Below are 24,007 nucleotides of genomic sequence, written 5' to 3' on the forward strand. Positions count from 1 at the left end.
ACAGAATTACAGTGGCGCGTTTTCAATCCGCTCCCACATTCGCAGGTAAGCTTCTGCAGAGGTGAAGAGCTGATTCACGGCATCGTCGATTTGTGCCGGATCCCGATCGCTGTTGCGGATCATGTCGGCAATCTGGTCGGGGTAGAGCCCGTAATGGGCAACACCGCGGCCATCATAAAGGCCGAACTCCCGATCGCCGGTGCGTTGCTTGTCGAAACGCACGCGACCGTCAATGGAAGTGAAGGGATACAGTCCGGCTTCCTGTTCGGGGGTGCCGGGGTTGGACGCCAGCTGGGCAATGCCGTTAACGTCGGAGGCAAATCCTGAGCCGCCAAATGGACCAACTTTGAAGCGATCGTTCCTCGGGCGGTGCCCATTACGGGTCAGCTTGTCGACCCAGTCGCCGCGGGTAGCGCCGAACGATGAGGTGATACCACCCTGGGCGGCAATCCGGTCCCGGAGTGCTTCGGTGCCGCCCCAGCCGCCGTGGCTGTTGATCACCGGATAGTCCAGGGGCTCGGTAAGGGCGAGAATACGGGCTGCGGCCTTGCGGCTGATGTGATCGGTCTCGATCATCATCTTGCGGCGAATCAGTTCCTGGATGAGGAAGTCGCCCAGGTCGCTCAGGCCTCGGCGGTTACAGAGCTGATCGGTGCCGCGGCGCGGATCCATATCCGCCAGTTCTTCCGGCGTTTCCGGAAAACGATCACCCAGGTAATCAATCTGGTACAGCAGTTGGTCCACCAGACCGAACGGCTGCAGGGTGGCGTTCTGGTCTGGTTCATAACCGGTGTACTCCACTTCCTCCGGGCATTGCTCGAACTCCACAGGATGGCCTGTCTCCAGCATGTTTCCGCCGTACAGGACGGCTCCGATACCGACACCGCTGGACAGATCCGGCAGGTGGCCGCCGAAGGCATTATCAAACTTGTGGACGGGGAAGATGTTCCGCACGCCGAGCTGGTACATCTTGTCGAGGCGTTCAACGATTTCCTCGCGGGTACATTCGGCCACGCCCTGAAATTCTCCGCAGCGGAACACCTTGGACATCTCGATCCCGAGCACGACGGCCAGCTTGCCATCACCAATCACCTCGCGAGCCTGGCCCGGGCTGGTCACGATCTGGAACCAGCCCTCACCGGGGCCGCCATGCTGGGCGTCGATGTAATCCTGCATTTCGTACATGCGCTGAATCTGCAGCAGGATCGCTTCCATGGGGTCGCAGTCGTTCTGCTTCTGGGGATTGATGGCGCAAAGTACTTCGTTGTGAACAAGATGGTTCACCAGAATCTTCATCCCCGAAAGGTGAGCACGTTCGAGCCAGCGGTAATAGCTCTGGTGGTGTTGCAGAGAATTATTGCGGGGCCAATCATTGAAGCTGGGCCAGCCTTGTGTGTCGTGCAGACCGATACCGGTGGTTGCCAGTTCGACGAATCCGGTGGCGCCCCAGGGACCATGATTGGCCTCGCAGTCTTTCAGCGCGTGGGTAACGCCAAAACGATGGAAAGGTGCACCGTAATTGATCCGTCCACCAATAAATTCGTATGCCGAAACGTGGGAGTGCGTGTCGACGAAACCAAACACATCGTCCTGATCGATTCCCTGAATGTTGCGGAAGCGATCCACCTCTTTCAGGTAATTGGCGGGCCCTTGCTTGTCCAGAACTTCCGCACTGAGTTCGGCTTCAGGGTAGCCGGGGCAGCCGGTCGTTTTGGTCAGCTCGAACTGATTGCTGTCGTCCGCCAAGGAGGGCGAAACGAGAGTCAGCTGGTTATCCCGAACGCCCAGTAACAGACCCGTTACCTGAGAGACCAGGGAGAAACGATCGCCATCCACATTGTTGAGCTGCCAGACGCCGAGATCGCTGGGCTGGGCCAGCATGGACAGCGCCGGGTTTACATCCGTCTCCGCGAGTTGATCACCGAGGAATTCCAGGCTTTCGCCTATGGCTCTGACGGCACTGCCCAGCGGGGCTATCGGATCCAGCACCACATTGGTGGTGTCGCCCAGGCCGGCAACCAGGTAGCTGACCTCGCCGATGAAAGTACCGGTGTCGTCGAGAAATTCACCTGCCGGATCGCTGATGCCAAGCATATCGAACTCCCCGATTTCACCGGAATTGCGGCGATAATCGGTGACCAGCAAGTAAGAGCCAAGCGCCGTGGGGCGCAGGTAGAACGGGGTGGCACTCGCACGGTCCGCTGTGACTCCGTAGCGGCCTGCCTGGGCGTCGGCATTGAGATACTGGCCGTTGGATTCCAGCAGGTAGCATTGATTGGCGACGTTGTAACGGGTCTGGTCGATCTGTTTGTCAGCCTGAATGGTACCCGGAGGTTGTTGTGCAGAACTTGTTTCTTCCGCCTGTTCTGGCGCACTATCCTGGCTGCTTTCCATGCAGCCGGGAAGACTCAGGGTCGCGGCGATAAAAATTGAGGCCAGGGCCTTATGGCTTCCTGGCCGGATCGGACTGGTCATATTGTTACCTCGGTTTGGACTGGTTGGCGCATACCAGGGGCCAACGTTTTTTTGTTTTAGAGGTGCTTTCTTGTTGTCGTGATGTCAGTAACGTGAAGAACCCGGATTTGGTTCCAAACGTGACATCCTGTCGTATGTTCTAAAAACGTGATGCACGTCACATTGGCCGGAATTTGCGAGCCCCCGGCGTTTCAGTCAGCATCCCGTTTCCACGCTCCGGAGATAGAGACTTGGCGAAGATGCACACATTGGTGTTGGGCGGAATCCGTTCGGGAAAAACAGGATTGGCAGAGCGACTGGCGAGAGTTGCGGGTGTGGATGTGGTGTATGTGGCGACTGCCACGGCCGGCGACCAGGAGATGGCCGAACGGATCCAGCGCCACAAGCAAGGGCGTCCGAAAGCTTGGGGCCTGGCGGAAGAACCGGTGCACCTCGGCCATGTCATTACTCAAATGGGGCGGCAGAACTATCCGCCCATGCTGCTGGTGGATTGCATGAGTCTGTGGCTCAGCAACCTGTTGCTTGCAGGTGACGACATCTTTCGGGCAGAGCGGCAAAGCTTTCTGAGGGCATTGGAGAACTACCCTGGCCAGGTCGTGATTGTCAGCAACGAAGTGGGGCTTGGAACCATCGGGATGGATGCCCTTACCCGACGGTTTTGCGATGAGCTGGGGTGGCTAAATCAGGATCTCGCCCAGCGTTGCGGTCGGGTTGTGATGAGTATCGCCGGGTTGCCCATGGCCCTCAAAGGACACTTACCGAAGCAAGTCTGATGAAAAGTGGCTCAGTAGGCTCCGAAACTCGCCATGCCGTGACCGATCGACCCGAATACGGCTGCGGTTGGCGTAGGGTACTGAGACACTGGCGAACGAGCGCTCCAGGGGGACACCCAGTACATCGCCGAGCACCATCCGGATCACGCCGCCGTGGCACACAACGAGAACCCGTTTGCCTGCCAGTTCTGTCTGCCAGTGCCGGAAGCCCCGAACGACCCGATCCCGGAAGTCACTCACAGGCTCACCCTCCGGTGGAGTGAAGCCCACCGGATCGGCCCAGAAGCGAGCAAGCTGATCACCAAAGCGTTCGTTGATGGCCTCTGCGGTCAGGCCTTCCCAGGCACCGAAACCGATTTCCCGTAGATCTTCTTCAATGTGCAGTGGAATGTCCTGCTGACCGGCCAAGTCCTCGGCAAAATACCGGCAACGCTGCATTGGTGAGCTGACGATGGCGTCCCAGCGGTCTGTCTCACGGATGGCGGATCGCATCTGTTGCCATCCCAGTTCACTCAGAGGATCGTCCAGACTGCCGCGAAATTTCTGCCCGCCTTCGGGTTCTCCGTGGCGAATCAGGTCGATCATCGTGGTACTCAGGTCGTTGGTCATACTCAGCTCCCCTCGCTCACGCCGGCGTCGGCAAAACTGGCCATGCCGTTATGCAGGGCGCAGGCGGATCGTAACAGTGGAACCGCCGTTGCGGCGCCGCTGCCTTCGCCAAGGCGCATGCCGAGATCCAGCAGCGGGTCTGCCTCCAGCGCGTCGAGTACAAGACGATGCCCAGGTTCGGCGGATTGATGGCTGAAGTGCAGCCAGTGTCGAAGCGCGGGTTGTTGCTTCACCGCGGCGAGCGCGGCGACCGACACAATGTAGCCATCCACCAGCACCGGAATGCCTCGGGCGGCCGCACCGAGGTATGCGCCGGCCAGGGCTGTAATTTCGAAGCCGCCGAGTGAGGCCAGTAGGCGGAGAGGATCCGTCTCCAATTCCTGGCGCGCCAGGGCGCGGGCGATGACCCGGGCCTTATGGGAAACACCATCCGCATCGAGGCCGGTGCCGGGGCCTGCGAGCTGATCCGGGCGCCGATTCAGCAGCGCGCAGGCCAGGGCAGCCGCACTGGTGGTGTTGCCGATGCCCATGTCACCACCGATAAATAGCTGAGCACCTGCGTTTGCCGCCCGTTCCGCTGCCCGGTCACCCGCAGCCACTGCCTGTACGACCTGTTCCGGTGACATCGCGGGTTCGGAGGCAAGGTTGCCTGTCATGGGTGCGATGATCTCGTCGACGACGCCGGAGAGCATTGGCGGCACGTCGCCCACGGTGCCCAGATTTACCACCTCAAGGTGGGCATCCAGCTGCCTGGCAAGAACGCTGATGGCGGCACCACCGTGGGCAAAGTTGGCAATCATCTGGGCAGTGACAGCCTGGGGAAAGGCTGAAATTCCCTCCCTGCATACCCCGTGGTCGCCGGCAAAGACAGAGATGTGAACCTTGTCCACAGCCGGACTTTCAGTGCGCTGCTGGGCGCTCAGGGTAATAGCCAGCTCTTCCAGCCGCCCGAGGGAACCGGGCGGTTTGGTCAGCATTCCCTGACGGGTGAGGGCTGATTCGGCGAAAGAGGACTCGGGCAGGGCAAGGTCTGAGGTCCAGCTGGAAGGTAGGGTCATGGTAAGACGTCCGGTCAGTGTGACAGGCGCCTGATAGTCCTCCGTGACTGAAACAGTGTCAAGGCTGGTACCGGGTCGAGTAGACTTGGCGCTCATCAAGGAAAACGAAACGGACAAGGGGCCCGGATTGGACGGTTTTTTTATCTCGGTGTTGGTGTGCCTGTTGGCGCTGCTGCTGGATCAGCGCCTGGGTGAGCCCCGGCGCTGGCACCCGCTGGTTGGATTCGGACGCATGGCTGCGGCTCTGGAAGGCAGGCTGAACCGCCCCCCGGGCGAGGGCATTGCTCGTGGGTTGCTGGCGCTATGCCTCTTGGTCGCGCCCGTGCTGCTGGTGTTGTGCGGGCTTCAGTACGAGCTGCCGCAACCGGTGTGGCTGGTGGTGGAAGTGCTGGCCTTGTGGCTGGCCCTATCCCTCCGTGGGTTGGCCGAGCATGGCGAGGCGGTGGCGAATGCCCTCAAGGCGGAGGATCTTCCCCTTGCCCGCCAACAGGTGGGGCGCATTGTCAGTCGCAATGCCGAGGTCCTGGATGAAAACGGCGTTGCCGCTGCCGCTACGGAATCCATGCTGGAGAATGGTGCAGATGCCGTGTTTGCCAGCCTGTTCTGGTTCCTGGTGGCCGGTGTTCCCGGTGTGGTGCTGCACCGCATGGTGAACACCCTCGATGCCATGTGGGGGTATCGAAATGAGCGTTACCTGACCTTTGGAAGGACAGCCGCCAGGCTGGACGATGTGCTGAACTGGGTGCCGGCACGACTGACGGCGGCGACCTATACCCTGCTGGGGCGTACTGCTCTGGCCTGGCATTGCTGGCGGGTACAGGCCCGCAACTGGGACAGTCCCAACGCCGGCCCGGTCATGGCGGCAGGCGCCGGTGCCCTGGGTGTGACCCTGGGCGGCCCTGCGCCCTATACTGGCGGCATCAAGCAACGCCCGGTTCTTGGTCGGGGGCCGGCACCGGATGCCCGCAGTATCGACGGCGCCATTACCCTGGTCCGCCAGGGTGCCTGGCTCTGGGTCATGGCCCTGTTGTGTGGTTCCGGCCTTTGGCTGGTGTTTGCGGGAGGTGCCCTGTGATGTCGCTGACAGCACCGGAACACGGCGGACGTCTGGCGGACGCTGCCCGTCAATGGGGTATCCCCCGGGCGCAGTGGCTGGACCTTTCCACCGGCATCAATCCCCGTAGCTGGCCGATTCCGGACATCCCCGCCGAGGTCTGGCAACGCTTGCCGGAGGAAACCGACCAACTGCCGGAGGCGATCCGCCGCTGGTGTGAGGCCCCGGCCTCAGCGCACTGCCTGCCGGTCGCCGGCAGCCAGGCGGCGATCCAGGCGCTGCCGACGTTGTTCGCCCCCTGCCGGGTGGGTATCCCGGTACCCGGGTATCGGGAACATGGCTACTGGTGGCAAAACGCCGGTCACACGCTGGTGCCGGTGAATCTGGCGCGCGTCGCGGATGGTGATGATTGGCTGTCGGATCTGGATGGGCTGGTATGGATCAATCCCAACAACCCGACCGGACAGACCGTACCGGTCGACCGCCTGCTGAGCTGGCATAAACGACTCCGTGACAGCGGTGGGTTTCTGGTGGTGGACGAGGCCTTTGTCAGTCGTGAACCGGGGCAAAGCGTTGCCCCGTTTGCCGGTATCCCCGGGCTGACGGTTTTGAGATCCCTCGGCAAGTTCTTCGGGCTGGCGGGTATCCGCGCCGGAGCCGCCATCAGCGACGCCGATACAGCAGCGGCCCTGGCTAACCGCCTGGGGCCCTGGGCCATAAGCGGTCCGGCGCGATTCGTCATGTCCAGGGCGCTGAAAGACACCGGCTGGCAGAGGCAGGCCGCCAGGGAATTGGGCCAACAGAGCCGGCGTCTGCGCCAACTGCTGGCCGATCATGGTCTGGGGCACAGTTCTGGTACCGATCTGTTCCGCTATGTGGCACACCCCGAGTCGGCCCGGATTCACCAAGTGCTGGCAAAGCAGGGCATTCTGGTGCGCCTGTTCGAGCGTCCACGGGCGCTGCGTTTTGGCCTGCCGGGCAGCGAGGCCGAATGGCAACGTCTGGCTGATGCACTTGCGGAATGTCATTGACCAGGGATTGACCGATTGGTAGCCTTGCCAGCGTTTTCAGGTGCCCTGCGCAAAGCTGCCAGGGTGAAACGGGAAGTCGGTGCGCTTTGGAGCCCTTCCAGAGTCAGTCCGACGCTGCCCCCGCAACGGTAATTGAGTCAACATTCATCAAATGCGCCACTGTGCCTGCGGCATGGGAAGGTGATGGATGCGGATCGGCTTGCGCCGACCCGGCTCATGAGTCCGGAGACCGGCCTGATAACACACCAGATGCTGCGGAGGGCGGTATAGGTGGGTGAATCCGGCTCGTCTTCCCCTGTTGGAAACCCCTTGCCCGAATTTCAGCCCAGCCTCTTTCTCGCAGTCTGATTCCATACTGCCGTGCGGGTGCGCACGACGTGCGAGTGAGAGTTGATTATGGGTTTTTCCAAGGCCACCCCGGCCCTGCTGTGTTCCTTTACCGTTCTTCCCCTGGCGTCGGCTGTTGCCAATGGGGCTGAGTCCGATGCCCTGATGGTCGCTGAGCTGGATCCGATTGTGGTTACCGCGACACTGGGCCCTCGCACGGTCGGTGAGAGTTTGTCATCGGTAACCGTGGTCAGCGAGGAAGACCTCGAGCAGCAATCGCCCACCGAGTTTTCCGAAGTGCTGCGGGGCCAGCCAGGTATCAACGTCATCAGCAACGGCTCGTTCGGCAAGAACACCAGCGTTTATACCCGGGGCACCGGCAGCGAATCCACCCTGTTCATGATTGATGGCGTACGCCTGCGTTCGGCCACCAGCGGCAGTGCACCCTGGCAGTTCCTGCCGGTGGATCTGGTGGAGCGGGTGGAAATGGTCCGCGGGCCCAAGAGTTCTCTTTATGGGGCCGATGCCGTTGGTGGCGTCATTCAGGCATTTACTCTTGAGCCGAGCCGAGAGAACAGCGGATGGGTCGAGCTGGCGGGTGGTTCGTTCAACACCGGCAAGGGCCTCGCCGGTGTCTCTGTGGGTGATGGCAATACCCGGGTCAGCATCAGTGGCCTGCACCAGGAGAGCGATGGCACGGCCATTATTGAAAACGGAGAAGACCGGGGATACCGCAACAGCGCGGGGGTCGCCCGCGTGGTTCATGAACTGGACAACGGTGGCCAGGCCTCTGCTGTGCTGATGCAATCCGAGGGCAATACCGAGTTTGAAGGCGGCAATACCGATTTCATGATCCGGACCCTCGGTCTGCGCCTCGATACGCCGGTCAGCGATCACTGGCGCACCTCCATTCAGTTCTCCGAAGCTCGGGATGAGCAGGAGACCTTCAACGATCTCTACGCGGATTCCGTTTTTGATACCCGCGCTCTGAGCGGTCGCTGGGAGAACACCTTCACCATGGACGTTCACGAGCTGGTGGTGGGTACTGAGCTGGTCAATGACGAAGTCAGTGGCACCACGAATTTCGACGAAACCACCCGCTTTAATACGGCTTTGTTCACCCAGTTACGGCTCAATTTCGGTCCCACTGATCTTCAGTTCAGCCTGCGTGGTGATGACAACGAAGCTTACGGCAAATATGAAACCGGCGGTGTCTCGCTGGGCCATGCCTTTGATCGGGCGCATCGGGTGCGGATCAGCTACGGAACGTCCTTCCGGGCACCGACGTTTAACGATCTTTACTACCCGCTGGAAGTCTACAGCTGGGGTGGTTCCTATTCCGGTAATGCCGACCTGGAACCTGAAAAGTCAGGGACCGTTGAGCTTGGCTTTAGTGGCCGTTACCAGAGCTGGTTCTGGGACTTTGCGGTGTACCAGCTGGATGTGGAAAACCTGATTTCCCTGGAAACCGACAACACCGGCCTGATGTCTCCGGCCAATGTGAACAAGGCACGGATTCGGGGTCTGGAAATGGCGAGTGGCTTTGAGCTGGATGGCTGGAATGCCAAAGCGAGTCTTGCGCTGATGGATCCGCGGGATCGTGAAACCGACAACCGTCTTCGTCGTCGCAGCGCCCAGACTCTTCGATTGGCTTTGGACAAGATTATCCAGACCTGGTCTTTCGGTGGCACCTTCATTGCCGAAGGATACCGTTACGACGATGCCGCCAACACCAAGCGACTGCCGGGCTATGGCACCCTGGACCTGCGTGCGGGCTGGGAGTTCGCGCCGGGCTGGTCCAGCCGTGTGACCGTTGCCAACGTATTGGACAAAGAATACGCCACTGCGGAGCGATTTGATGGCAGTCGTTACATCGCGGCTGGCCGCACGGCTTTGCTGAGTGTCCGTTACGATTTCCAGTAATACACACTCGGGGATAGATCATGGCCAGGACTCATAGCCCGTTTGTCCGGGCAGGCGTCACGATGTTGGTGGCCTTGTGCCTGATGCTCACCGGGCTGACAGCTCGCGCAGCCACCGTCGTTGGCCTGGTCTCCGACCGATCGGCTGCTGAAATGGCCGCCGGTGCTCATCGCTTCGTCGAACATTATCCAGGGCATCGGGTGATCCTTCGTACACCGGAACAGGTGGCCTCTCTGGATGATCAGGCTGTGCGTAATCTTCTGGCTCGCGCCGATGCTTTGCTCGTGGCAGCGGTGTTCGGCGATCAGGTTGGTCGTCTGGAAGGTTTGTTGAGAGAGCGGGAACATTCCCGCCCTGTTCCGCTGCTGGCCATTAATGGGGACCGGCGCCTGACCCGACTCTCCCGGCTTGATGGCAAGGCGGTGCTCGCCCGCGCTCCCGATGACACGCTGACGCGGTTGATGGCGGCGCCCGACCCGGGCGCCGATGTGCGTGCACATCTTGCCAGCCAGGTGGCCCGTTTTCCTGGGCAGGCCCGATGGCTGGCTGGCCGGGCGTTGTATCAGGGGCGGACGCCGGAACATCTGGATGCCCTGCTTCGCTGGCTTCTGGCCCAGGCCGGAGAGGAGCTGGATGTCCCGGCGCTGCCGCCACGGGAACTGATTCGCTATTACCGACACGGCGAGTCGGTTGGCACGGCGTCGGATCTTGACCTGACTGCCGGGCCGGTTGTTGCGGTACTTGATCTGGATAGCGGTGATCGTCCGGGCGACCGGGACCTTCTCGATGCTGCCTGTCAGGCGCTGGAAGCACGGAATTTGCAGTGCTTTTCGGTGCTGGCCCGGTGGGGCGGCGCCAGTCTGGAAGCCGTTCGAACCCTGCCGGATGTTGTCGGTCCGGCGACCCTGAGCGGTATCGTCAGTCTGCAGGATTTTACCGTCGGTGGTGGCGAAGGCCGGCAGGGAGTTACGGAAGCGCTGACACGGCTCAATGTGCCGGTGATCAAGGGTATCCGGTTATCGGATCGCACCGAATACCAGTGGCGGCTTTCAGTGGATGGTGTGCCGTCAGACAAGGTGCATTATCAGCTGGCGATGCCAGAGCTTCAGGGCATCAGTCAGCCTATGGCGCTCGCGGTGGCGCAGCCTCCGGAAACGGATCCGTTGACCGGGGTGGCGCTGACCCTGACCGAACCGGTTCAGGACCGGGTGGAGGCCATGGCGGACAGGCTGTCCCGATGGCATCGGCTACAGGTAAAGGACAACAGCGACAAGCGGCTTGCCATCATTTACTACAACCACCCGCCAGGCCGCCAGAACATCGGAGCTGATAATCTGGATGTGCCCGCGTCCCTCTTTGAAATCCTGCATCGGCTGAAAGAGGCCGGCTATACCACCGGCACGCTGCCGGAGAGCCCGGAAGCTTTGCTGGCGCAAATCCAGCACCAGGGTGTGAGTCTCCCGGATGATCCTCTGGGGTTGCGGGACATGGCACCTCGTGTGGATTCCCTGTCTGCCGACGACTACCTGAGCTATCTGCAAACTCTGCCCATGGTTGTCCGGCAGGAAATTGTTCATGGCCCGCTGGGGTATGTTCACGAGCGGCTGGAGCAGGCGCACGAGCTTGGTCAGCAGGAACTGGCGATGGGATTGCTGGATCGTGGTATCCGGGATCTTAGGCACCTGATCGAGCATATCCAGCATCCTGCCCGTGATGCGGCTCTGGCCTCTCTTGATCACTACGAATCCCTGTGGAAAACGCGGTTGCAGCAGGGCGGTCAGGTGCGAGCATTGGCTGCGGCTCGGGACGAGTTGGCAGCTTCCGGCATTCCCGGGTTGCGGGGCTGGGGCGAGGCGCCTGGCCAGTCCATGGTGGTGGACGGGCATATGGTTTTCCCCGGTCTGCACTTTGGCAATATCTTCATCGGGCCACAGCCGCCCCGGGGGTGGGAGGTGGACGAAGAACTCCTGCACGCCAACACGACCTTCCCGCCTACCCATCAGTACGTGGGTTTCTACTACTGGTTGCGGAAAAAGTTTGAGGCCGATGCGCTGGTATACCTGGGCCGGCATTCCACCCGGGAATTCCTGCCCCGTCGCCGGGCTGGGCTGACCGAAGATGACTATCCGGATATTCTCGGTGGCGATCTCCCGCTGATATACCCCTACATCGTTGATGGCGTCGGTGAGGGTATCCAGGCCAAGCGCCGGGCATTGGCGGTGATGATCAGTCACCTGACACCGCCGTTGGCGGCTACCGAACTCTACGACGAGTTGTTGGAGCTTCGTCAGCTGGTAGAAACCTGGGAAGCCGCCAATGAGCCTGACAGTCCTACCCGCGAACGGGCCCTCAAGCTGTTGAGGGAGAAGATACAGGCACTGGATATCCGCCAGGATCTTGAGCAGGAAATCGCCGGTGAAATGGGGCTGTCGGCCGATCAGGTGTCTCTGGACGAGATTTCGCCGGAGCTTCTTGTGCATGAGGCCGGCCACTACGTCACCGATATGCAGGAGCATTTTATGCCCCTCGGGCTGCATGTGTTCGGGCAGGACTGGAGCCAGGAGATGGTGGATACCATGCTTGAGTCCATGACCACCGAAGCCGATGCGCCGGCCCTGCTGTGGCGCCAGAAGCTGGAGGCCTCGCCTTCTGAAGAGCGGCGTCAGTTGCTGGCGGCGTTGGATGGACAGTTCGTTCCGCCCGGCCATGGCAATGACCCTCTGCGCACCCCGGATGTATTGCCGACTGGCCGTAATTTTCATGCCCTCTCCGATGACCTGATTCCGACGCGGGTGGCCTGGTCATTGGCCTCTGAGCTAATTCGCAATGCCGGTGACAGTTCTGAAGGAAGTGACGCCCTGGTGTTGTGGGCATCGGATACTGTAAGGGATGAAGGGGTGATGGTTGCCTTTGGCCTGCAACTGCTGGGCATTCGTCCGGTTTGGAACAGTCGGGGTATCGTCAAGGGATTGGAGCGGGTGCCGTTGCAGGCGGGCACGACAACCGCGAGGCGCCGGAATGTGGTGTTTACCACCTCGGGGCTCTTTCGGGATCTGTACGGCAGCCAGCTGGTCTGGCTGGATCGTGCGGTGCAGTTGGCGCTGGCAGGTGCCGGAACCACCATCAAATGGCAATACCCGGAACTGTCTCATGCCCTGGATAAAGCGCTGGAGACACTACCTCCGGGGCAGCGCCTGCTGGGGGACGAGCCCTTGTCGCTGAACGGGGTTGCGCAGCGCTGGGTAAAGGATGCCAGGGCGTTGATTGCGACGGGGATCTCTCCCGCCGACGCTGGCGTTGAAGCCGCTATGCGGGTGTTCGGCACCGCGCCGGGCGCTTATGGCGTCGGCATCAACCGCCTGTCGACCCGTTCGGGAGCCTGGGATGATCGCCGTCAGCTCGGGGAGGTTTACATGCGTCGTATGGGGCATGCCTATAGCCAGAAAAGCGAGGGGATACCCGCACAGCGCGCCTTTCAGCAACAACTGCTTTCGGTGCGGCGAACCTACCTGGGGCGGGCCAGCCACCTGTATGGGTTGCTCGACAACGACGATGGTTTCGATTTCCAGGGAGGCCTGTCCAATGCGGTCGAACATCTTCGTGGTGAACCACCCCGTAATCGGGTGCTGCAATACGCTGACCCAGACAATCCCCGGATAGATTCGCTGCAACGAGCTTTGCAGGTCGAACTCAGGGCCCGTAACCTTAATCCTCAATGGCTTGCGCCCCTGATGGAGCATGGTTATGCCGGCGCTCGCACCATGGCCGCAGATTTTCTGGATAACCTCTGGGGCTGGCAGATCACCAGTCCACAAGTGGTCCGTTCCAGTGTCTGGGATGAGGTGAACGAGGTCTACTTCAAGGATCGCCATGGACTCGGACTGGATCGATTCCTGTCCGAGGGTAGCAATGCCCACGTCAAATCCCACATGCAATCCGTGGCCTTGCTGGCAGCCAAACGGGGCTACTGGCAGGCGGACCCTTTCACCATCCGGACCCTTGCCCGTGACTTTGCCGCGACAATCATCGACCATGGCCTGCCCGGAAACGGTCATACCCGACCAGGCCACCCGCTGATGGATTGGGTGGCGGAGCAGTTGGCACCGTCGCAGCGTGAAGCCTTTGACGATGCCCGCCAGGGTGGCATGGTGGAAGCGGGCAATGCTGCAATTTCTCGTGGGAACTGTGCCGGGCATCCGGGGCTTAAACAAGTGAATCAGACGAGCAGCGTTTCATGCGTCACCGCCAACGGAAACTGACAATGAGAACATTCGCCGCCATGGTGCTGGCCGGTCTTTGCCAGAGCGTATTCGGGGCTGTCTGCGCCACCGATGACCGGGGCGATCAGGTTTGCCTGGAACAACCGGCCCAGCGAATCGCGGCGCTCTCTCCCGGAGCGACGGAGCTGGTCTATGCATCGGGTGCCGGCGAAAAGGTCGTCGCCGTGGTGGCCTACAGTGATTACCCGCCCGCGGCCAGGAAAGTTGCCTCGGTTGGGAGCCATACACGACTGGACCTGGAGCGACTGATTGCGTTGCAACCGGATCTGGTGATCGGCTGGGTAACCGGCAATCCCCAGGCGCAGCTGGCGGCGCTGGATGACATGGGCATCCCCGTGTTCTACATCGAACCCCGGAGTTTTGAAGGCGTGTCGTCGACGATTGAGCGGCTGGCCACGCTGGCGGGAACTGAGGCTTCCGGGTTTGCCGAGGCAGACCGGTTCCGCGAGGGTATGAAGGAACTGGCTGCGGCCTATCAGAACGCCGAGCCGGTGCCGGTGTTCTATCAGGTCTGGGACGAGCCCCTGATGACCGTGAATGACGAGCATCTCATCGGTAAGGTCATTACCCTCTGCGGCGGTAACAACGTGTTCGGGAACTTGGAACGACTGGTGCCACGGATCAGTGATGAATCGGTATTGGCTGCCAACCCGGAAGCCATCCTTGCCGGAGGCATGGGTGAGGAAAACCGGCAATGGCTGGAACGCTGGGCTGCATTTCCGCAGATGGCCGCCACCCGGAAGGATAACCTCTACTTCGTACCTCCCTCCCTGATCCAGCGGCCAACGCCGAGACTGCTGGAGGGCAGTCGCCTGTTCTGCGAGAAACTGGATCAGGCCCGTAGCCGACGTCGTGCCGGGGAGCCAGGTAAACCATGAGCCGTCCCCTGGCCCCGTCACTACTGCTGCTGGCCGGTATAAGCCTGCTCGCCATGGCACTCTCGGTGAGTGTGGGCAGTGTCACGGTGCCGATCAGTGATTTGTTGTCGACGTTAGCGGGTGGAGGCAGCACGCTTCACCAAACCCTGATCTTTGAGCTTCGCCTGCCCCGGACACTGGCAGCCTTTGCCACGGGTGGCCTGCTTGCCGTGGCCGGTGCCCTGATGCAGGTACTGCTGCGCAATCCGCTTGCCGACCCTTACGTACTCGGGCTTTCCGGCGGTGCCGCCGTGGGCGCGCTGCTCGCCATGCTGGCCGGACTGGGAGCGGCATTGGTATCGGGCTCTGCCTTTGCAGGCGCCCTGCTGGCGACGCTGCTGGTGTTCGGCCTGGCTCACGGAACCGGGAGCTGGACTCCTTCCCGGCTGTTGCTGACCGGTGTGGTGGTGGCGGCTGGTTGGGGTGCAGTGATCACCCTGATGCTCGCTATTGCACCTGCTCAACGCCTGCCCGGGATGCTGTACTGGCTGATGGGGGATGTGTCCTACGCCCGTGCACCCTGGCCCGGGCTGATGCTGTTGTTGATCGTTTGCCTGATGCTTTTCCCCCTTGGGCGTAGCCTCAATGTACTGGCCCGAGGGCCTCTGCAGGCCGCCGCGCTCGGGGTGGCGGTGCGCCCTCTGGAATGGCTGATCTATCTTGTTGCCAGCCTGCTGACGGCTACCGCTGTGACCACAGCCGGTAGCATCGGCTTTGTGGGGCTGGTGGTGCCGCACATGTTGCGTCTCGTGCTTGGCAATGACCAGCGCATCATCCTTCCGGCCTGTGCCCTGGCAGGCGGCACTCTGCTGGTGCTGGCGGATACCCTGGCGCGTGTGGTGATTGCCCCGGAGCAGCTGCCCGTTGGTGTGATCACCGCGTTGCTCGGGGTGCCGACGTTCCTTTACCTGCTGTACCGGAGCCGGGTATGAATCCGTTAAATGCCCACAACCTGGTCATTGATGTGCCCGGCCGGACTGGCGGGCAGGCGATGGACTTTACCGTTGGTGAAGGCCAGGTATGGGGTGTGCTGGGCCCGAATGGTGCCGGCAAGACCACCTTGCTCCATACCCTGGCGGGGTTGAGACAGGCGCGCTCCGGCGAGGTTCGTCTCGGTGGTACGGCACTGTCAGATATGAAGCGTCGCCTGGTCTCGCAACAGTTGGGGCTGGTGTTTCAGGAGCGCCATGACGAATTCCCGGCAACCGTGCTGGAAACGGCGTTGATTGGACGACATCCATGGCTCTCGCCCTGGCAGATGGAATCCGGCGAGGACCTCGCCATCGCTGAACAGGCTCTGAAACAGCTGGATGTGGCGCATCTTTCGGATCGTCTGGTCAGCACCTTGTCCGGCGGAGAGCGTCAGAGGGTCGCCATTGCGACGGTACTGGCCCAGAACCCCGCCACCTGGCTGCTCGATGAACCCAGCAATCATCTGGATCTTCACCATCAGGTCGCCGTCATGGAGCTTCTGAAAGCCCAGGCCGGCGCAGGACGAGCGATTTTTATGTGCCTGCACGATCTCAATCTGGCGGCCCGCTGGTGCGATCACCTGCTGCTGTTGTTTCCCAATGGCGAAGCCTGCTGGGGACCAGCGGAGACCATGCTGGTGCCATCGGCCCTGGAGCGACTCTATAACCAGAAGCTGGTAACCGTCGAAGCCGATGGTGCGCCAGTGTTTGTGCCTGTGAAAGGCTGAGACCAAGGTGAAGGAAGGCAGGCTGTCATGATCAAGGCGCAGGCCCACGCGGCCATGATTACCGCCCCCGGCTCGGGCCAGGGAAAATCCATTGTCACCGCTGCATTGGCCCGGTTGCATCGCAATGTCGGCCGCAGGGTCCGGGTGTTCAAACATGGTCCGGACTACCTCGACCCCATGGTGCTGGAAGTGGCCTCCGGCAACCCGGTATACCAGCTACACCCATGGATGACGGGTGAGGACGAGTGCCGCTGGCGGCTGGCGGAAGCGGCGCAGGACGCGGATCTGATTCTGGTGGAAGGCGCCATGGGACTGTTCGATGGCGACCCCTCCAGCGCGGACCTCGCCCGGCTGATGGGGATCCCCGCACTGCCGGTGATCGATGCCCGGGGCATGGCCCAGACCTTCGGTGCCGTCGCTCTCGGCCTAGCGAGCTTTGATGCCCGGTTACCGGTGCGCCAGGTGATTGCCAACCGCATTGGCAGCAGCCGTCATGGAGATATGCTGCGTGAAAGCCTGCCCGACGGCATTCGCCTGCTCGGGGCGATTCCCCGCAATGAGGCCATGTCGATTCCGGACCGTCACCTCGGACTGGTGCAGGCCAGTGAGCTGTCGGATCTGGAGCAGCGGCTGGACGAGGCGGCAACGGTTCTTGTCGAAGCCGGCATGACCGGGTTGCCTGATATTGTCGAGTTGGCTGCAGAGGCACCGGGAACACCACCTCCGTTGTTGCGTGGCTGCCGGATCGCGGTTGCGCGGGATGCCGCCTTTGCGTTCGTTTACCGGGCCAATCTGGATCTTCTGCGGGCCATGGGGGCCGAGCTGATCGAGTTTTCTCCCCTGCATGATGCTGGCTTGCCGGAGGCTGATGCCCTCTGGTTGCCGGGCGGCTATCCGGAGCTTCATGCAGACAAACTGGCGGCCAATACCGCGATGCTTCAGGCCATCCGCGACCATCATGTCGCAGGCAAACCGCTTCTGGCGGAGTGTGGCGGGCTCATGGTGTGTGCCGAACAGCTGGTGGACAAAACTGGTGATGCCCACGCAATGCTTGGCTTGATACCGGGCACCGCCGAAATGGCGGACAGACTGCAGGGCCTGGGTATGCAAAGCCTGACCACAGGGCTGGGCGAGTTACGCGGCCACACCTACCATCACTCCAGGCTCAATTCAGACCTTCCGCCCACTGCCCGTACCCGGAAACTCGCCGGTACCGAAGCCGAGCCGGTGTATGAACGGAATGGGCTGGTGGCCAGCTATTTTCACGGTTATTTCCCGTCGGCGCCGGAACTGGTTGCCGCCATCTTCAGGGGGCAGCCCCTGAACTTCAATACAACCAACAACGCCAAGGAATCCGATCATGCGTGAACGTGCCAAAGACCCAGAGCGCCATGCCCGCCGAATGGCAGCCAAACAGAAAATCATGCAGGACCGCATCGCCCGGGCCCAGAATGAGCAGGGCGTGTTGCTGGTGCTGACCGGTCCCGGCAAGGGCAAGAGCAGTTCCGGCTTTGGCATGGTGGCCCGTGCCCTGGGTCACGGCATGAAAGTGGGCATTATCCAGTTCATAAAGGGAGCCTTCAGTACCGGTGAGGAAGCCTTCTTCCGGGACCTGCCCAATGTGGATTACCACGTGATGGGCCAGGGCTACACCTGGGATACCCAGAACCGTGAGCAGGATGTGCAGGCCGCCAACGAAGCCTGGGACATTGCCGCGCGCATGCTGAAAGACGACAGCTACGACCTGATTCTTCTCGACGAACTCAATATTGCCCTGAAATACGACTACATCGATCTGGATCAGGTACTGGATGACCTGCAGGCCCGCCCGGAGATGCAACACGTGGTGGTAACCGGTCGTTCAGCGCCCCAGGAGCTGGTGGACCTGGCCGATACCGTGACCGAAATGGGCGTGGTCAAGCACGCCTTCAAGGATCAGGGCGTGAAAGCCCAGAAGGGCGTGGAACTGTAAATGACCACGCTCATGGTGCAGGGCACCACCTCGGATGCCGGCAAGACGACTGTGGTGGCGGCCCTGTGCCGCTGGCTGGCCCGGCAGGGTGTGTCGGTGGCGCCATTCAAGCCCCAGAACATGGCCCTGAACAGCGCGGTGACCGTGGACGGTGGCGAAATCGGACGGTCTACCGCCCTGCAGGCTCTGGCCTGTGGCCTTGAACCCCACAGCGACATGAACCCGGTACTGCTGAAGCCCCAGAGTGACTGCGGGGCCCAGGTGATTCTGCGGGGCCATGTCCATGGCAACATGGACGCCCTCGACTACCACGCCTACAAGGTGGAGGCGAAACAGGCGGTGATGGCTGCCTGGCAGTCTCTCAGCGACCGCTATCAGGTCATCATTGCGGAAGGTGCCGGCAGCCCGGCTGAGATCAACCTGCGAGAAAACGACATTGCCAACATGGGCTTCGCCGAAGCGGCTGATTGCCCCGTGATACTGGTAGGCGATATCGACCGAGGCGGCGTCTTTGCGCAGCTTGTCGGCACCCTGGAGCTGGTTTCGGACAGCGAACGGGCCCGCACCCGTGGCTTTGTGATTAACCGCTTCCGGGGCGACAAAACCCTGCTGGACCCCGGGCTCGAGTGGCTGGAAGAACGCACCGGCAAACCGGTGATTGGCGTGCTCCCATACCTGCACGGCCTGGTGGTCGACGCCGAGGATAGTGTGGGCACCAGTGGTGAGAGTGAAGCCGGCGCCCTGAACGTGATCGTTCCTGTACTGCCACGCATCAGTAACCACAACGATTTTGATCCCCTGCGCCTGCACCCCGGAGTGAACCTGCGCTTTGTCGGCCCCGACGAAACCATCCCGCCTGCGGATCTCATTATCCTGCCCGGCAGTAAAAGTACCCGGACCGATCTGGCCTGGCTCAAGTCCCAGGGCTGGCCCGAGGCCATTGAGCGTCACTTGCGCTACGGCGGCAAGGTCATGGGTATTTGCGGCGGCTTCCAGATGCTGGGCCGCCGGGTGGACGATCCGGACGGTCTCGAAGGGGAGCGGGGCGCCACTGAGGGTTTGGGGCTGTTCGACATGACCACCCGAATGGTGGCCGGAAAACAGCTCCGGAATGTGCGCGGTGAATTGTCCGCAGGGTTGGCCGTGCCGGAGAATCCTGCGCGAGCCCCGGGCCTGACCGGCTATGAAATGCATAATGGCGTGACGACCGGACCGGCATTGGAAAAGCCTCTGGCCCAGCTGGATGGCCGGCCGGATGGCGCCATCAGTGACGATGGACAGGTGATCGGCAGTTACGTGCACGGTATATTCGATGAGCCTGCCGCCTGCAATACGCTACTTGCCTGGGCCGGGCTCGCCACCCGGCACAAGGCTATCGACTACCAACAGCATCGATTGCAGCAACTGGATCGGCTGGCTGATCAGATCGAACAGCACCTGGATACCGACTGGTTGAATGAGGTGCTGGGAATAACGAAGACAGGAACCGCCCGATGACCGACCACAACCGCCCCTTCTCTGAGGCCGAAGCCGAGGGACTCTACCGCGCCATCTACGAGCGTCGGGACGTGCGTTCCCAGTTTCTTCCCGAACCGATTCCGGACGAAGTCCTGGCTCGCCTGCTCAATGCCGCCCACCATGCGCCCTCGGTAGGCTTCATGCAGCCCTGGGACTTCGTCGTGATCGACAGCGTGGAGGTGCGCCAGCAGGTACTGTCCATCTTCGAGCGGGAAAACCAGCGCGCTGCTGACAACTACAGCGGCGAGCGCCAGCAGAACTACCGAAGCCTGAAACTCCAGGGCATCCTCGAAAGCCCGATCAACCTCTGCATTACCTGTGACCGCAGCCGTGGTGGCACTCACGTACTGGGCCGCAATACCATCGTCGAAACCGACCTGTTCAGTACCTGCCTTGCCGTGCAAAATCTCTGGCTGGCGGCCAGGGCTGAAGGCATCGGCGTTGGCTGGGTGAGCATCATTGACCAGCAACAACTGGCCGATACCCTGGGCCTGCCCGAGCACGTGTATCCGCTTGCCTACCTGTGTCTGGGGTACGTCAGCGAATTTCTCGATCAGCCGGAACTTCAAACCAAAGGCTGGCGATCACGCCTGCCCCTGGGGGATCTGGTTCGGAGGAACGGCTGGGATACCCGTCTGGAAGACGGCGAGCTGTTGCGATGCCTGTCAAAGGAAAATCTATGAGCAACCTGGAGCTTAAAGTCCCGCCGGTGGTTTTGGTTCTTATCGCGGGCGCTCTCATGTGGACGTTGGCACTGGCGTTTCCCGGCGCGAGCTTCTTGTTTCCGGCTGCGAAGGTGGCGGGTATAGCGTTTGGAGGACTGGGTGTCGCAGTGGCGCTGCTGGGCGTCTGGGCCTTCCGGTCTGCGGGGACAACGGTCGACCCGCGGGTGCCGGATCAATCAGCCACGTTGGTGGTGCGGGGCGTCTATCGGATCAGCAGGAATCCCATGTACCTTGGCTTTCTGTTGGTGCTTATGGGTTGGGGCGTGATTCTGGGGAACGTACCAGCGTTTGCCCTGTTACCTGCCTTCGTTTTCTACATGAATCGATTCCAGATCATCCCGGAAGAGCGCTACATGAACGAGAAGTTTGGCGAAGCCTTTCGCCAATACACCCGGAAGGTCCGCCGTTGGGTCTGAGGCTCAATAGGGGAGAGTCGGCCCCTTGTGGCAGCGGGATGCTACAATCAAAGTACACATAACATATGTAGGGTTTTGCGGTGGTCTGCAGGCGCTTTCTTTTAATGGCATTGATCTGCCTGATTGTTGTGAGTGCGAGGGCATCCGCCAACGAGTCCGTAAAAGTTCAGCTCCGCTGGACCCATCAGTTCCAGTTTGCCGGCTATTACATGGCGAAGGAAAAAGGCTTCTATCAGAAAGCCGGTCTGGATGTGGAGCTGATTGCCGGCGGTCCGCACGCATTGCGCCCCATTGAGGATCTCCTGTCTGACAAGGTGGATTATGCCGTGACAGGCTCCGGCGTCGTGATTGATCGCATGGAGGGCAAGCCGGTTGTGGCGTTGGCCGCCATCATGCAGACATCCCCCATCGTCTGGATTACGCTCAAATCGAGCGATATTCGTGGGCCAATGGATATGGCCGACCGCAAGCTGCTGATTATGCCGCCTCCGGAGAGCGCAGAACTCTTAACCATGCTGGCGCGTGAGGGTATCCGCCGCGAGCAGTTGAACATTGTCCCCACCTCCTACCGTATTGAAGACCTTATTGATGGCGAGGCAGATGCCTACGATGGCTACATCTCCAATGAACCTTATCTGCTGACGCAAAGAGGCGTGGAATACAACATCATCAATCCACGGGATTACGGGGTTAACTTCTACAGCGACGTGCTCATCACCACCGAGCGCCTTGCCCGAAAAGACCCCGCGCAGGTTCGGTCGTTCCGGGATGCGACGCTCAGGGGATGGGGGTATGCGCTGAACCACATGGAAGAAACCGTCAAGCTTATCCACCGGCGGTATGCGCCTGGTAAAAGTCTGGACCATCTCCGCTACGAGGCCCGAACCATCCGGGAGCTGGTCTTGCCTGATCTGGTGGAGCTGGGGCATATGAATCCGGGCCGGTGGCAGTACATTGCGGACAGCTACCGTGATCTGGAGATGACGCAGGCGGATGCCAATCTCGACGGCTTTCTGTTCAGGGCGGAGCAGGGCAAGGTCAGCTACAAGCTGGCCATGATCGTGGCTGCGACCAGTCTGTTGCTGCTTACGATCATGGCCATGGTGATCTTCAAATTCCGTAGCTTGTCCACACGCCTGGCGCTGGCAAATGTGGAACTGGAAGAGTTGGCGCGAACGGACCAGTTGACCCGGCTCAAGAATCGCCATGGGTTTGTCGAGATGGTGCCGGTGGTTCTGAATCAGTCTAGAAGGCACGGGGCGAGCAGCACCTTCGTGATGTTCGATATCGACTACTTCAAGTCAGTAAATGACCGGTACGGGCACCTGGCGGGGGATGCGGCTCTGCTTGCTTTTGCGAAGATTCTGTCTGCCAATCGTCGTGAACATGACGTCGTCGCTCGCCTGGGGGGCGAAGAGTTTGGTTTGCTGCTCACCGGCGCAGGCGAAGATGCGGCCGTTGAGGTAACCCGGGGTATCCTGAACGAGATTCGGGCCTTGAAGATCGTCGCGCCCGATGCGAAGGGCAGTTTTTCCATCACGGCAAGTGCGGGTATCGCCGAGGCCTCGGGCGAACTTGAGGCATTCTGGGGAGCAGCGGATAAAGCCCTCTACCGGGCGAAAGAGGGAGGGCGCGACAGCTACTCGATAGCCCCGGGGGATACGGTGCACGAGCCACCCGTGGAGACCAATGCCAGTTAGGGCAAGGCCAGAGACGCCGGATTCAGGGCGCTGATGCCGGCCAGCAGCGCCAACTCCGATAACACCACACTGGCACCCAGTGCATCACCGGTGTACCCGCCCAGCTGCTTTTTCAGGTATAGCCCCCACCCCAGTGCGACGATCAACGTGGCGAACAGCGCACAGGGCAGCAGACCACGGACGGGCAAAGCGGCCATCAGTGTGAGCAGCAAAACGAATCCACCCGCCCAGGTCAGTCGTTGGTGGCAGAAGCCGTCAGCGACCGGCTTGCTTTTGCTCTTATCAGGATCTGTCACGTAGGGCAGGAATCCCATCAACAGCAGCGGCGTGAGCCGTGAAATGGCAGGGGCGACCAGCAGGGCCAGCCAGGTGTGTTGGGTATCCAGCAGGAATGCGGCCTTGAGACCGAGGGCCATGATCAGCGCCACTGTGCCATAGGTGCCAATCCGGCTGTCTTTCATGATCTCCAGCTTTTTGGTCACCGTATAGCCACCGCCGAGGGCATCCACGCTGTCTGCAAGGCCGTCCTCGTGGAAGGCGCCGGTAATCCACAGGTGGAAGCTGATTACCAGAAGGATGCCGGCAAGCGGGCTCCAAACGAGCTCGGTGATGCTGAACAGGGCGGCGTAGAGTGCGCCCAGGATGAGGCCAACCAGCGGGAAGTACACGCTGCTCTGGTTCATCAGGCGCTGGGAGTAGTCGATCTTCACCAGCATCGGGATTCGGGTCAGAAAACCGAGTGCCAGCCAGAAGGCCTGCCATTCCTGTTGCAGTCGGTTACTCTGTGCACTCATGTTCGGGTCTCCGGTTCGGGGGCACCTATTGTAGTGGTACTGGGGCAGATTTACAGACGAGGGCGAGATGGCGTTTTCAAAAATCTATCAATGGGCAGCGGATCGCAAAGGCGGCGAGGCAGCGATGCTGTCGATGATGCCCAGGGTGGCGAAGCCCGGGGAACTTGCGGCCATAAGCGATGACCGTTACCTGTCGGAAATCACCCGCTGTATCTTCAAGGCCGGGTTCGTGTGGCGCGTGATCGAGAATAAATGGCCGGATTTTGAAGCCGCGTTTGAAGGCTTTGTGCCCCTGTATTGGCAGCAGGTACCACCCGATGTGCTGGAGGAGCTGGCCCGGGACGAACGCATTGTGCGCAATATGCAGAAGATTCGCACGGTGCCGGACAATGCCCGCATGATTGTGGATGCGGCCCATGAGTATGGCAGCTTCGGGCAGTTCCTGGAGCAGTGGCCGTCGGATGATGAGGTGGGCCTGTTGCTCTGGCTGAAGAAGAATGGCGCCAGGCTGGGAGGGAACAGTGCCCAGTACTTCCTGCGAAGAATGGGCTGGGACGGTTTTATCCTGTCCAACGATGTGGTTACCGCTCTGCGTCGGGAAGAGGTGCTGGATGCGAGCCCTGGCAGTCAGAAAGCGCTGAAGCAGGCCCAGCAGGCGTTCAACGCCTGGCACCGGGAAACCGGGCTGCCCTACAGTCACCTGTCCCGGATACTGTCCTTCTCGGTGGGCGACTGA

The 24,007-nt window shown here is 61.0% G+C and carries 19 protein-coding genes and 1 riboswitch; of the genes, 15 read left to right on the forward strand and 4 right to left on the reverse strand.

Going from position 1 to position 24,007, the window contains the following annotated elements:
• Nucleotides 1-6 precede the first annotated feature (6 nt).
• Nucleotides 7-2,475, reverse strand: a complete 2,469-nt coding sequence (locus D777_RS17710; protein WP_051669131.1) for an amidohydrolase family protein — start codon at nt 2,473-2,475, stop codon at nt 7-9.
• Nucleotides 2,476-2,714: 239 nt separating this feature from the next.
• Here D777_RS17710 and cobU point away from each other — a divergent pair, with 239 nt between their 5' ends.
• Nucleotides 2,715-3,248 carry a bifunctional adenosylcobinamide kinase/adenosylcobinamide-phosphate guanylyltransferase gene (gene cobU / locus D777_RS15040; protein ID WP_036133895.1) on the forward strand — a complete coding sequence of 178 codons (534 nt, stop codon included), beginning with the start codon at nt 2,715-2,717 and terminating at the stop codon, nt 3,246-3,248.
• Here cobU and D777_RS15045 read toward each other — a convergent pair.
• On the reverse strand, nt 3,231-3,857 hold the full coding sequence (locus D777_RS15045) for a histidine phosphatase family protein (RefSeq protein WP_036133897.1): 627 nt from the start codon (nt 3,855-3,857) through the stop codon (nt 3,231-3,233). The genes cobU and D777_RS15045 overlap by 18 nt on opposite strands.
• Before the next feature lie 2 nt (nt 3,858-3,859).
• Nucleotides 3,860-4,915: a nicotinate-nucleotide--dimethylbenzimidazole phosphoribosyltransferase gene (gene cobT, locus D777_RS15050; RefSeq protein ID WP_036133900.1), complete on the reverse strand. Its 1,056-nt coding sequence runs from the start codon at nt 4,913-4,915 to the stop codon at nt 3,860-3,862.
• A gap of 94 nt (nt 4,916-5,009) precedes the next feature.
• On the opposite strand from cobT, the gene cbiB reads away from it, so the two are divergent.
• The 13 genes from cbiB (at nt 5,010) to D777_RS15115 (ending at nt 22,477) form a co-directional block, all read left to right on the forward strand.
• On the forward strand, nt 5,010-5,990 hold the full coding sequence (gene cbiB, locus D777_RS15055) for an adenosylcobinamide-phosphate synthase CbiB (protein WP_264673455.1): 981 nt from the start codon (nt 5,010-5,012) through the stop codon (nt 5,988-5,990).
• Complete coding sequence (gene cobD, locus D777_RS15060) at nt 5,990-7,000, forward strand: threonine-phosphate decarboxylase CobD (protein ID WP_036133902.1); 1,011 nt, start codon at nt 5,990-5,992, stop codon at nt 6,998-7,000. The genes cbiB and cobD overlap by 1 nt, the downstream gene beginning before the upstream one ends.
• Nucleotides 7,001-7,021: 21 nt before the next feature.
• Nucleotides 7,022-7,252: riboswitch (cobalamin riboswitch) on the forward strand.
• Between the two features lie 144 nt (nt 7,253-7,396).
• On the forward strand, nt 7,397-9,250 hold the full coding sequence (locus tag D777_RS15065) for a TonB-dependent receptor domain-containing protein (RefSeq protein ID WP_036133904.1): 1,854 nt from the start codon (nt 7,397-7,399) through the stop codon (nt 9,248-9,250).
• A gap of 20 nt (nt 9,251-9,270) precedes the next feature.
• The gene (locus D777_RS15070) at nt 9,271-13,509 is read left to right on the forward strand and encodes a cobaltochelatase subunit CobN (RefSeq protein ID WP_227501792.1); all 4,239 of its coding nucleotides are present in this window, start codon (nt 9,271-9,273) and stop codon (nt 13,507-13,509) included.
• A 2-nt stretch (nt 13,510-13,511) separates the two neighbouring features.
• Nucleotides 13,512-14,408 (forward strand): cobalamin-binding protein, encoded by an 897-nt coding sequence (locus D777_RS15075; protein WP_036133906.1) that lies wholly within the window; start codon nt 13,512-13,514, stop codon nt 14,406-14,408.
• Nucleotides 14,405-15,379, forward strand: coding sequence for a FecCD family ABC transporter permease (locus tag D777_RS15080; protein WP_036133908.1), 975 nt, complete (start codon nt 14,405-14,407; stop codon nt 15,377-15,379). The genes D777_RS15075 and D777_RS15080 overlap by 4 nt, the downstream gene beginning before the upstream one ends.
• Complete coding sequence (locus D777_RS15085) at nt 15,376-16,146, forward strand: ABC transporter ATP-binding protein (RefSeq protein WP_036133909.1); 771 nt, start codon at nt 15,376-15,378, stop codon at nt 16,144-16,146. The genes D777_RS15080 and D777_RS15085 overlap by 4 nt, the downstream gene beginning before the upstream one ends.
• Nucleotides 16,147-16,173: 27 nt before the next feature.
• Nucleotides 16,174-17,514 (forward strand): cobyrinate a,c-diamide synthase, encoded by a 1,341-nt coding sequence (locus D777_RS15090; protein WP_036133910.1) that lies wholly within the window; start codon nt 16,174-16,176, stop codon nt 17,512-17,514.
• Entirely contained in the window at nt 17,507-18,118 is a 612-nt protein-coding gene (gene cobO, locus D777_RS15095; protein WP_036133911.1) for a cob(I)yrinic acid a,c-diamide adenosyltransferase, read from the forward strand. Before D777_RS15090 ends, cobO begins: the two co-directional genes overlap by 8 nt.
• Nucleotides 18,119-19,615, forward strand: a complete 1,497-nt coding sequence (locus D777_RS15100) for a cobyric acid synthase (RefSeq protein WP_036133912.1) — start codon at nt 18,119-18,121, stop codon at nt 19,613-19,615.
• The gene (gene bluB, locus D777_RS15105; protein WP_036133913.1) at nt 19,612-20,319 is read left to right on the forward strand and encodes a 5,6-dimethylbenzimidazole synthase; all 708 of its coding nucleotides are present in this window, start codon (nt 19,612-19,614) and stop codon (nt 20,317-20,319) included. The genes D777_RS15100 and bluB overlap by 4 nt, the downstream gene beginning before the upstream one ends.
• Complete coding sequence (locus D777_RS15110) at nt 20,316-20,777, forward strand: methyltransferase family protein (protein ID WP_036133914.1); 462 nt, start codon at nt 20,316-20,318, stop codon at nt 20,775-20,777. The genes bluB and D777_RS15110 overlap by 4 nt, the downstream gene beginning before the upstream one ends.
• Before the next feature lie 104 nt (nt 20,778-20,881).
• The gene (locus D777_RS15115) at nt 20,882-22,477 is read left to right on the forward strand and encodes a GGDEF domain-containing protein (RefSeq protein WP_051669132.1); all 1,596 of its coding nucleotides are present in this window, start codon (nt 20,882-20,884) and stop codon (nt 22,475-22,477) included.
• On the opposite strand, the gene cobS is transcribed toward D777_RS15115, so the two are convergent.
• The gene (cobS, locus tag D777_RS15120) at nt 22,474-23,271 is read right to left on the reverse strand and encodes an adenosylcobinamide-GDP ribazoletransferase (RefSeq protein WP_036133915.1); all 798 of its coding nucleotides are present in this window, start codon (nt 23,269-23,271) and stop codon (nt 22,474-22,476) included. The genes D777_RS15115 and cobS overlap by 4 nt on opposite strands.
• A 67-nt stretch (nt 23,272-23,338) precedes the next feature.
• On the opposite strand from cobS, the gene D777_RS15125 reads away from it, so the two are divergent.
• The gene (locus tag D777_RS15125; protein ID WP_036133916.1) at nt 23,339-24,007 is read left to right on the forward strand and encodes a DNA-3-methyladenine glycosylase I; all 669 of its coding nucleotides are present in this window, start codon (nt 23,339-23,341) and stop codon (nt 24,005-24,007) included.

Source organism: Marinobacter nitratireducens, from assembly GCF_000708045.1.
Lineage (GTDB): Bacteria > Pseudomonadota > Gammaproteobacteria > Pseudomonadales > Oleiphilaceae > Marinobacter > Marinobacter nitratireducens.

Excerpts from the sequence above, each read along its gene's own strand:
- D777_RS15115 (WP_051669132.1), top strand. The coding sequence starts at position 20,882 with ATGGCATTGATCTGCCTGATTGTTGTGAGTGCGAGGGCATCCGCCAAC.
- bluB (WP_036133913.1), top strand. The coding sequence starts at position 19,612 with ATGACCGACCACAACCGCCCCTTCTCTGAGGCCGAAGCCGAGGGACTC.
- cobS (WP_036133915.1), bottom strand. The coding sequence starts at position 23,271 with ATGAGTGCACAGAGTAACCGACTGCAACAGGAATGGCAGGCCTTCTGG.
- D777_RS15110 (WP_036133914.1), top strand. The coding sequence starts at position 20,316 with ATGAGCAACCTGGAGCTTAAAGTCCCGCCGGTGGTTTTGGTTCTTATC.
- D777_RS15045 (WP_036133897.1), bottom strand. The coding sequence starts at position 3,857 with ATGACCAACGACCTGAGTACCACGATGATCGACCTGATTCGCCACGGA.
- D777_RS15125 (WP_036133916.1), top strand. The coding sequence starts at position 23,339 with ATGGCGTTTTCAAAAATCTATCAATGGGCAGCGGATCGCAAAGGCGGC.
- D777_RS15090 (WP_036133910.1), top strand. The coding sequence starts at position 16,174 with ATGATCAAGGCGCAGGCCCACGCGGCCATGATTACCGCCCCCGGCTCG.
- cobD (WP_036133902.1), top strand. The coding sequence starts at position 5,990 with ATGTCGCTGACAGCACCGGAACACGGCGGACGTCTGGCGGACGCTGCC.
- D777_RS15075 (WP_036133906.1), top strand. The coding sequence starts at position 13,512 with ATGAGAACATTCGCCGCCATGGTGCTGGCCGGTCTTTGCCAGAGCGTA.
- cobU (WP_036133895.1), top strand. The coding sequence starts at position 2,715 with ATGCACACATTGGTGTTGGGCGGAATCCGTTCGGGAAAAACAGGATTG.
- D777_RS15080 (WP_036133908.1), top strand. The coding sequence starts at position 14,405 with ATGAGCCGTCCCCTGGCCCCGTCACTACTGCTGCTGGCCGGTATAAGC.
- cobT (WP_036133900.1), bottom strand. The coding sequence starts at position 4,915 with ATGACCCTACCTTCCAGCTGGACCTCAGACCTTGCCCTGCCCGAGTCC.
- D777_RS15065 (WP_036133904.1), top strand. The coding sequence starts at position 7,397 with ATGGGTTTTTCCAAGGCCACCCCGGCCCTGCTGTGTTCCTTTACCGTT.
- cobO (WP_036133911.1), top strand. The coding sequence starts at position 17,507 with ATGCGTGAACGTGCCAAAGACCCAGAGCGCCATGCCCGCCGAATGGCA.
- D777_RS15070 (WP_227501792.1), top strand. The coding sequence starts at position 9,271 with ATGGCCAGGACTCATAGCCCGTTTGTCCGGGCAGGCGTCACGATGTTG.
- D777_RS15085 (WP_036133909.1), top strand. The coding sequence starts at position 15,376 with ATGAATCCGTTAAATGCCCACAACCTGGTCATTGATGTGCCCGGCCGG.
- D777_RS17710 (WP_051669131.1), bottom strand. The coding sequence starts at position 2,475 with ATGACCAGTCCGATCCGGCCAGGAAGCCATAAGGCCCTGGCCTCAATT.
- D777_RS15100 (WP_036133912.1), top strand. The coding sequence starts at position 18,119 with ATGACCACGCTCATGGTGCAGGGCACCACCTCGGATGCCGGCAAGACG.